General features: G+C 44.3%; 1 pseudogene. It reads right to left on the minus strand.

What is annotated here, in order from left to right:
- Positions 1 to 329, minus strand: a pseudogene (locus tag ACTHUR_RS13495) (transketolase); the annotation flags it as partial.
- Positions 330 to 770: the final 441 nt, after the last annotated feature.

Raw genomic sequence — 770 nt, forward strand, 5'->3', positions numbered from 1 at the left:
GTCGTGGTTTCCACACCGTCGGTGTAGCCATATTCAGGATGGCCGGGGGTTTTGCTGTGCAGTTGGCGGAAGTTTTTCAGATCATCAATGGAAACGTTGTAGCCGGTCAGGTGCAACAGGCTGTAAAGAATCATGGAAGCATGACCATTGGAGAGGACAAAACGGTCGCGGTTGTAGAATTTCGGGTTGGCTGGATTATGATTGAGGAACTTCGTCCACAATACTTCCGCCATTTCCGCCATACCCATAGGCGCACCCGGGTGGCCAGAGTTGGCTTTTTGTACGGCATCGACTGAGAGGAAACGGATTGCGTTTGCCAGTTGAGACATGGTTTGACCTTCCTTGGACAAGATTGGAAATATGAAAAAAGTGTGCCGATTATCGCCTGAATCAGCCGTGCTTTCAAGAATAGCCTTTGATATTTGCATTGTCAGACGGCATGATTTCCAATAGGCCGTCTGAAACGGACGGGATAGATGATATTAACTGTTATTTCGTTTTGAAACAGTATGTTGTAAATTTTTTATCGGATAAATAGGAAATCGCTATAAGTATAAACCTACACTTATTCCGTAAGTCTTTGAATACTGCTCTTTTCAGACGGCCTTGTATGAGACAGGAGTACCGCAACTATTGTTAAGGGCAAACCCTGCTTTTGCTTTGCATAGAGCCAAATGTTATGATTTTATATGCACGCCTAAGGCCGTCTGAAAATACTCACATCAAACTACTACCATGACAAAAGGCTTGTGTGCACTTCATTAAGGAAC

The sequence above is a fragment of the Neisseria sp. P0021.S007 genome, assembly GCF_051956855.1.